The 7,147-nt window shown below is 69.4% G+C and carries 6 protein-coding genes; 4 read left to right on the plus strand and 2 right to left on the minus strand.

The window, feature by feature from the left end; genetic code table 11:
* Positions 1-52: 52 nt before the first annotated feature.
* Positions 53-148: a putative leader peptide gene (locus tag AB0D27_RS37805; protein ID WP_362517978.1), complete on the minus strand. Its 96-nt coding sequence runs from the start codon at positions 146-148 to the stop codon at positions 53-55.
* Positions 149-223: 75 nt separating this feature from the next.
* Positions 224-2,482, minus strand: a complete 2,259-nt coding sequence (gene glgX / locus AB0D27_RS37810) for a glycogen debranching protein GlgX (RefSeq protein ID WP_362517980.1) — start codon at positions 2,480-2,482, stop codon at positions 224-226.
* A 151-nt stretch (positions 2,483-2,633) separates the two neighbouring features.
* On the opposite strand from glgX, the gene AB0D27_RS37815 reads away from it, so the two are divergent.
* From AB0D27_RS37815 to AB0D27_RS37830, 4 genes are all read left to right on the plus strand, one after another.
* Positions 2,634-3,851 carry an Ig-like domain-containing protein gene (locus AB0D27_RS37815; RefSeq protein ID WP_362517983.1) on the plus strand — a complete coding sequence of 406 codons (1,218 nt, stop codon included), beginning with the start codon at positions 2,634-2,636 and terminating at the stop codon, positions 3,849-3,851.
* Positions 3,852-4,030: 179 nt separating this feature from the next.
* The gene (locus AB0D27_RS37820; RefSeq protein WP_362517986.1) at positions 4,031-5,284 is read left to right on the plus strand and encodes an Ig-like domain-containing protein; all 1,254 of its coding nucleotides are present in this window, start codon (positions 4,031-4,033) and stop codon (positions 5,282-5,284) included.
* Positions 5,285-5,370: 86 nt separating this feature from the next.
* The gene (locus AB0D27_RS37825; protein ID WP_362517989.1) at positions 5,371-6,138 is read left to right on the plus strand and encodes an enoyl-CoA hydratase-related protein; all 768 of its coding nucleotides are present in this window, start codon (positions 5,371-5,373) and stop codon (positions 6,136-6,138) included.
* A 319-nt stretch (positions 6,139-6,457) separates the two neighbouring features.
* Positions 6,458-6,961 carry an ATP-binding protein gene (locus AB0D27_RS37830; protein ID WP_362517992.1) on the plus strand — a complete coding sequence of 168 codons (504 nt, stop codon included), beginning with the start codon at positions 6,458-6,460 and terminating at the stop codon, positions 6,959-6,961.
* The last annotated feature ends 186 nt before the right edge of the window (positions 6,962-7,147 follow it).

The following is a 7,147-nucleotide window of genomic DNA, read 5'->3' on the forward strand; positions in this document are numbered from 1 at the left end:
CGTGTCCCATGACGGAACACGCGGGGGAAGAAGGAAGAGGCCGGGGGAGGGCTCAGCGACAGATGGCGCTGGCCTGCCGGCACAGATCGACGTGGCGCCGCTCCACGAGCGCGACGTACGCGCACGGGTGATCAGCGGAGAGCCTCATGACCACGGACGTTGCCAGTGGGCAGGTTGAGCCGTCAAGGACGCGTCCATGGTGCGGACGTGCTTTCCTCGCCCCTCACTCCACCACCCGCAGCAACAGCACCGCCCGAGCCGGCACCGTGATCACCGCCCCCGCCCGATGCACCACCCCCGGCGCCTCCCCCTGCTCCTCCCGCGAGGTGTCGACCTCCACCTCGTACCGCGAGGCCCAAGGCGCCCCGGGAAGCGCAAAACTCACCGGCCGGTCCCCGGCATGCAGTACGGCGAGGAAACTGTCGTCCACGACCGGCACTCCCCGCGCGTCCCGCCCGGGAATGTCCCGCCCGGACAGATACATCCCCAGCGTCGCCGCCGGCGCGTACCAGTCCCGCTCCGTCATCTCCGTCCCCCGAGCGGTGAACCAGGCCAAGTCCCGCAGCCCGTCCGCCGAATGGGCCCGCCCGGAGAAGAACGCCCGCCGCCGCAGCACGGGATGCTCGTGCCGCAGCGTGATCAGCCGGGACGTCAGCGAGAACAGCTCCCGCCACCCGGGATCGTCGAGACAGGACCAGTCGACCCAGCTGATCTCGTTGTCCTGGCAGTAGGCGTTGTTGTTGCCTCGCTGGGTCCGCCCGAACTCGTCCCCGGCGACCAGCATCGGCACGCCGGTCGACAGCAGCAGCGTGGTCAGCAGGTTTCTCAACTGCCGTCGGCGCAAGACCCGTACGCGCTCGTCCCCGGTCTCCCCCTCCGCCCCGCAGTTCCACGCCCGGTTGTCGCCGGTGCCGTCCCGGTTGCCCTCCCCGTTCGCCTCGTTGTGCTTGCGCTCGTACGAGACGAGGTCCCGCAGCGTGAACCCGTCGTGGGCGGTCACGAAGTTCACCGAGGCGTACGGACGACGACCGCCCCACGCGTACAGATCGCTCGACCCGGACAGCCGATACCCCAGATCACGCACATCCGGCAGCGCCCCACGCCAGAAATCCCGCACGGCGTTGCGATACCGGTCGTTCCACTCCGTCCACAGGGGCGGGAAGGAGCCCACCTGATAGCCCCCGGATCCCACGTCCCAGGGCTCCGCGATCAGCTTGACCCGCCGCAGCACGGGATCCTGGGCGATGACGGCGAGGAACGGCGACAGCATGTCGACGTCGTGCATGGAGCGGGCCAGCGCCGCGGCCAGGTCGAACCGGAAGCCGTCCACCCCCATCTCCGTCACCCAGTACCGCAGCGAGTCGGTGATCAGCCGCAGCACATGCGGCTGCACCACGTGCAAGGTGTTGCCGCATCCGGTGTAGTCCGCGTACCGCCGGGCGTCGGACTGCAACCGGTAGTACCCCCGGTTGTCGATGCCGCGCAGCGACAGCATCGGGCCCAGCTCACCGGCTTCCGCCGTGTGGTTGTAGACCACGTCGAGGATGACCTCGATACCGGCCGTGTGCAGCGCGCGCACCATCCGCTTGAACTCACCGACCTGCTGTCCGGTCGTACCGGAGGCGGCGTACCCCGCGTGCGGCGCGAAGTAGCCGATCGAGTTGTACCCCCAGTAGTTCTTCAGGCCGCGTCGCAGCAGATGGTCCTCGTGGGCGAACTGGTGCACGGGCAGCAGCTCCACGGCGGTCACTCCGAGGTTGACCAGGTGCTCGATCGCGGCCGGGTGGGCGAGGCCCGCGTAAGTGCCGCGCAGTTCCTCCGGAATCCCGGGGTGCAGTCGGGTGAACCCCCTTACGTGCAACTCGTAGATCACCGAGTCCGCCCACGGGGTCTTCGGGCGGTGGTCGTCCGACCAGTCGTCGTCGTCATGCACCACGACACCCTTGGGGACATGCGGCGCCGAGTCGCGGTCGTCCCGCACGGTGTCGGCGACCTGCTGCTGGGGCCAGTCCCGGACATGCCCGTACACCTCGGGCGGCAGGCTGAAGTCACCGTCGACGGCACGGGCGTACGGGTCCAGGAGCAGCTTCGCCGGGTTCCAGCGGGCGCCGGTCCACGGGTCCCAGCGGCCGTGCACGCGGTAGCCGTAGCGCCGGCCGGGGAGCACGTCGGGCACGAAGCCGTGCCAGATCTCGTGGGTGAGTTCGCTCAGCGCAACCCGCTTCTCCGTGCCGTGTTCGTCGAAGAGGCACAGGTCGACGGCCTCCGCGCCGGCCGCCCACAGGGCGAAGTTGGTGCCCGCGACGCCGTCGGGGCGGACGTGGAAGCGGGCTCCGAGGGGGGTCGGGGCGCCGGGCCACACGGACACGGCCCGCGCCGCCGTACGGGGTGCGCCGTTCAGCGCGGGGGGCGACTGCGTGGGCAGCCCGCCCCCCGCGGCAGGTCCCTCCTGGACTGCCTCCTGCTCGGGTGCGCTCGACACCGGTCAGCCTCCAGCGGCTCGTGGAACCACGCGAAAAGGGGCGTGCGGCGTCCCGGCCACCGCTCCCCGTCCCGTCGTCCTCCCCACTGTTCTGCCCACAGCGTGGCTCGCACTCACGTTTCCCCAGCGGGGCACAGTCGTTGGGCCCCGTGTGAAGCACGTACACACGCGCGCGCGGCGCGCAGGGGCCGCGCTGGCCGCCGTACTGACCTGGGCCGGCCTGCTGGCCGGAGCCTCCGGCTGCACCTCGGACGGGATCGACGATCTCCTGGGCAAAGCACAGTCGCCCACGGACCTCATCCGCGTCTCGCCGGACGACAACAGCAAGGGCGTACGCCCGCAGCAGACACTGGAGGTACGGGTGCCCAGCGGGCGCCTGGAGTCCGTGAAGGTCGTCAAGTCCCAGGACGCGCAGGAGTCCCCGGTGCCCGGGCACATCACGGGGGACGGCCAGACCTGGAAGCCCGACGACGCACGGCTCGGGCTGGCCGCCAAGTACACGGTCGACGCGGTGGCCCTCGACGGGAGTGGCAGGCGCTCGGCGCGCCACACGACATTCACGACGTACGTCCCCGACCAGCGGTTCATCGGATACGTCACCCCGGAGAACCGCTCCACCGTCGGCACCGGAATGATCGTCTCGCTGGCGTTCAACCGGGAGATCGGGAACCGGGCCGCCGTCGAGCGCGCGATCCACGTGAGCGCCGAGCCCGCCGTCGAGATCCGCCCGCACTGGTTCGGAAAGGGCCGCCTCGACTTCCGGCCGCGGCAGTACTGGAAGCCGGGCACGAAGGTCACCGTCGACCTGCGGCTGCGGGACGTCGAAGCGGCCCCGGGGGTGTACGGACTCCAGGACAAGACCTTCTCGTTCACCATCGGACGCAGCCAGGTCTCCCTCGTCGACGCCGCCGAACACACCATGGAGGTACGCCGCGACGGTGAGCTCCTCGCCACGGTGCCGATCACGGCGGGCGCTCCCAACAGGACGACGTACAACGGGAAAATGGTCGTCATGGAGATGCTGGAGGTGACGCGGATGAACAGCCGCACGGTCGGCTTCGGCGGCGAGTACAACATCCCGGACGTCCCCCACGCGATGCGGCTCACCGACACCGGCACCTTCCTGCACGGCAACTACTGGGCGCAGGACGTCTTCGGCAACACCAACATCAGCCACGGCTGTGTGGGCCTGAGGGACGTGAAGGGCGGCAGTTCCGACACTCCGGCGGGCTGGTTCTTCGACCGCAGCCTCATCGGGGACGTCGTCGAGGTCGTCAACAGCCAGGACAAAACCGTCGCTCCCGACAACGGACTTGGAGGGTGGAACATGGACTGGAAGGCGTGGAAAGCGGGTGGGGCGGTGAAGTAGCCCGATATAGGGGTACGCGCACAACGGACTCCAGCCGACCCCCACACGGCCCAAGTTGGGACTGAACAGTGACATTCCCGGGGAGCCATCGCTCCTGGCCGTGTGATTAATTAGCGCGATACGCGCGTGGGACGCGCTGGAGTGCGGGCCTGATCAGGCCGTGCGAGGGGAGAACGACTTTGAACGGGCGACCGATATCGGGGGCGTCGGTTGGCGCGCGGACACACACGGGCAAGGGGATCCTGGCGCTGCTGCTGGGCGTCCTCCTGCTCGCCGTGACCGCCTGCGGCGGGGGTGGGGGATCCGGCTCGGGAGCCGGGTCCGGTTCGGGGGCAGGCAAGGGCAAGGGTTCCGCCACGGCGGACACCAAGGCCTCGCAGGCGGTCGTGACCATCGCCCCCAAGGACGGCGCCGATGACGTGAAGACCAGCGGCGCCCTCAAGGTGACCGCGACGAAGGGCAAGTTGACCGAGGTCAAGGTGGAGGACACCAAGGGCCACGCGGTCGACGGCACACTCACCGGCGGGGGCGCCACCTGGACGCCCTCGACCCACCTGGCGTCGGCCACCAAGTACAAGGTCCACGCCGTGGCCAAGGACGCCGACGGCCGTGAGGCGGCCGAGGAGTCCGCCTTCACCACCCTCACCCCGAAGAACACCTTCGTGGGCATCTACACGCCCGAGGACGGCTCCAAGGTCGGCGTCGGGATGCCCTTCTCGATCCACTTCACCCGGGGCATCACACACCCCGACGACGTCGAGAAGGCCATCAAAATCAAGACCGAGCCGGCGGTCGACGTCGAGGGCCACTGGTTCGGCAACGACCGCCTCGACTTCCGCCCCGAGCAGTACTGGAAGGCCGGTACGAAGGTCAGCGTCATCCTCGACCTCGACGGCGTCGAGGGGCGTCCCGGTGTCTACGGCAAGCAGGCCAAGACCGTGAGCTTCACCATCGGACGCAGCCAGGTCTCCACGGTCGACGCCAAGACCCACAAGATGGTCGTCAAGCGCGACGGCAAGGTCTACAAGACCATCCCGGTCACCACGGGCAAGCCGGGCTACGACACCTGGAACGGCCAGATGGTCATCAGCGAGCGCCTTCGGGTGACCCGTATGAACGGCGAGACGGTCGGCTACGGCGGCGAGTACGACATCAAGGACGTGCCCGACGCCCAGCGCCTGACCAACTCGGGCACGTTCATCCACGGCAACTACTGGGGCGGCGACGCCTTCGGCAACTACAACGCCAGCCACGGCTGCGTCGGCCTGCGTGATACACGCGGCGGCGGCGACCGGAATGCGCCGGCGGCCTGGTTCTTCGACCACTCGATCATCGGTGACGTGGTGATCGTGAAGAACTCCCACGACAAGACGGTCGCTCCGGACAACGGCCTCAACGGCTGGAACATGTCCTGGTCGGACTGGACCGCCTGATCGTTTCGCCTCCGGGCCCGGGGTGCCGTTCACATGTGAGCGAGCACACCGGGCCCGTTGTCGTTAACGCCCACTAACCTGCTCCCATGACTGTGCATCTCGAAGTCGCCGAAGGTGTGGGCACCATCCGTCTGGACCGCCCTCCCATGAACGCGCTGGACATCGCCACGCAGGACCGGCTCAAGGAACTCGCCGAGGAGGCCACACGCCGGGCGGACGTCCGCGCCGTGGTCCTGTACGGCGGGGAGAAGGTGTTCGCGGCGGGCGCGGACATCAAGGAGATGCAGGCGATGGACCACGCCGCGATGGTCGTGCGGTCCCGGGCCCTGCAGGACTCCTTCACCGCGGTCGCCCGCATCCCCAAGCCGGTCGTCGCCGCCGTCACGGGCTACGCGCTCGGCGGGGGCTGCGAGTTGGCCCTCTGCGCCGACTACCGCATCGCCGGGGAGAACGCCAAGCTGGGGCAGCCGGAGATCCTGCTCGGCCTGATCCCCGGCGCCGGCGGCACCCAGCGCCTGTCCCGTCTGATCGGCCCCTCCAAGGCCAAGGACCTCATCTTCACCGGCCGAATGGTCAAGGCCGACGAGGCCCTGACCCTCGGCCTCGTGGACCGGGTCGTCCCGGCCGACGAGGTGTACGCCGCTGCGCACGCCTGGGCCGTGAATCTCGCGCAGGGCGCGGCGATCGCGCTCAGGGCAGCCAAGGAGTCCATCGACGCGGGCCTCGAGACGGACCTCGAGACCGGACTCGCCATCGAGCGGAACTGGTTCGCGGGCCTGTTCGCGACGGAGGACCGTGAACGGGGGATGCGGAGCTTCGTGGAGGAGGGCCCCGGTAAGGCCAAGTTCCTCTGAGAGTTCCCCGGCCGGCACCCTCCAGGCAGCGAAATTCACCCTCCAAGTTGCGCTGATCCCCTTGCAGTTGACGCGATGTCTTACCCGATGTCCCTCGAAGGGGCGGTTTATGCAAGCCTTAAGACAGCCTTAAGTCCACCTTGTCCGAGGCCGTCGGGGCTTGCCCCTCTCCGCACCGTTCCCGCAGGCCAGCCGGGCCGTCCCGCCCCCCGAACTGCCTGTGGCATATGTCAATCGGATGTTGCGGAATGGGTCGTTCCGGGGGGCGGATTCCTTCGGAACGCCCCCGAAGGGTGCTCTGGGCGGCCATGATGGGGGCATGGCGGGGCTGGAGGGTATCGAACAGCCGCGGCGGCACGGGAGTGCGACCGCGGCGCGCTGGACGCCTGCGGTCGAGGACGAACGGGCGCTCAGGGCATTGGAGTTGTTCGGCAATCCGACCGAGGCGGAGGTGCCGCTGCCGTCCCGCCCGGAGTCCGCGGCCACCGCGCGGCGGCTCACGCAGGTCGTGGTCCTGCGTCAGTGGGGACTGTCGCCGAAGATGACCGAGGACGCGGTCTTACTCGTCTCGGAGCTCGTCGGCAACGCCGTGCGCCACACCGGCGCCCGCGTCTTCGGACTCCGTATGCGCCGTCGCCGCGGCTGGATCCGCATCGAGGTCCGCGATCCCTCGCGCGGGCTTCCCTGCCTGATGCCCGTCCAGGAAATGGACCTCAGCGGCCGAGGCCTCTTCCTCGTCGACAAACTCTCCGACCGCTGGGGCGTCGACCTCCTGCCCCGCGGCAAGACCACCTGGTTCGAAATGCGCGTCGCAGACCGCTGACACCCCACCCCCACACGAAACCCCGGCCGCTGGGCAGCCGTGGCTCCTGAGCACGCCGCTTCCGTCCAGAACGTTCCTCGCCCCCGCCGCCCCTACCCATCCCGTCCCCGGGGGCTGCCGCCCCCGGCCCCCCGCTTCGGCCTGAACGGCCTCGTCCTCAAACGCCGGACGGGCTGAAAGCAGGCC

The sequence above is a fragment of the Streptomyces sp. NPDC048415 genome (genome assembly GCF_040651675.1).
In the GTDB taxonomy this organism is placed as follows: domain Bacteria; phylum Actinomycetota; class Actinomycetes; order Streptomycetales; family Streptomycetaceae; genus Streptomyces.

What these genes read in the sequence shown, in the direction of transcription:
- AB0D27_RS37805 (WP_362517978.1), bottom strand. Translation starts at nt 148, where the DNA reads ATGAGGCTCTCCGCTGATCACCCGTGCGCGTACGTCGCGCTCGTGGAG.
- AB0D27_RS37825 (WP_362517989.1), top strand. Translation starts at nt 5,371, where the DNA reads ATGACTGTGCATCTCGAAGTCGCCGAAGGTGTGGGCACCATCCGTCTG.
- AB0D27_RS37830 (WP_362517992.1), top strand. Translation starts at nt 6,458, where the DNA reads ATGGCGGGGCTGGAGGGTATCGAACAGCCGCGGCGGCACGGGAGTGCG.